General features: G+C 67.1%; 1 protein-coding gene. It reads right to left on the reverse strand.

Features of this window, described 5'->3' with window-relative positions; genetic code table 11:
• Positions 1 to 36: 36 nt before the first annotated feature.
• On the reverse strand, positions 37 to 817 hold a 781-nt coding region (gene purD / locus SE92_RS18775; RefSeq protein WP_063921224.1), incomplete at its 5' end, for a phosphoribosylamine--glycine ligase.

Raw genomic sequence — 817 nt, forward strand, 5'->3', positions numbered from 1 at the left:
TCCCCGTGTCGCGATCACGCCTTATCACATCACGCGCTAGCCTTTGGCCTTCTCCGCCTCCACCGCCTGCCAGCCGATGTCGCGGCGGCAGAAGCCCTCGGGCCAGCGGATGCGGTCGACGGCCTGGTAGGCGCGCGCCTGCGCCTCGGTCACGGTCTTGCCCAGCGCGCAGACGTTGAGCACGCGGCCGCCATTGGCGAGGATCGCACCATCCTTGGCGACAGTGCCGGCGTGGAAGATCTCGACATTGTCGACCTTGGCCGCGTCATCGAGCCCCTCGATGCGCGTGCCCTTCTGGTAGTCGCCGGGATAGCCTTGTGCGGCCATCACCACGGTGAGCGCGCTCTCCTTGTGCCAGCGCAGGTCGAAATTCCTGAGCTGGCCGTCGCAGGCGGCGAGCAGCGCCGGCACGATGTCGCTCATCATGCGCAGCATCAGCACCTGGCATTCAGGATCGCCGAAGCGGACGTTGAACTCGAACAGCTTTGGCCCCTGCGTCGTCAGCATGATCCCGGCATAAAGGATGCCGCGGAACGGCGTGCCGCGCTGCTTCATGCCTGCGACCGTCGGCAAAATGATCTTCGCCATGATCGCGTCGTGGATGGCGGGCGTCACCAGCGGCGTCGGCGAATAGGCGCCCATGCCGCCGGTGTTCGGGCCGACGTCGTGGTCGAACACGCGCTTGTGGTCCTGCGCGGAGGCCAGCGGGATCGCGGTCTCGCCGTCGCACAGCGCGAAGAAGCTGATCTCGCGGCCCGGCAGAAACTCCTCGATCACCACCTCCGCGCCGGCCTCGCCAAAGGCGCCCTCGAACATC

The sequence above is a fragment of the Bradyrhizobium sp. AT1 genome (assembly GCF_001590795.1).
Classification (GTDB): Bacteria; Pseudomonadota; Alphaproteobacteria; order Rhizobiales; family Xanthobacteraceae; genus Bradyrhizobium.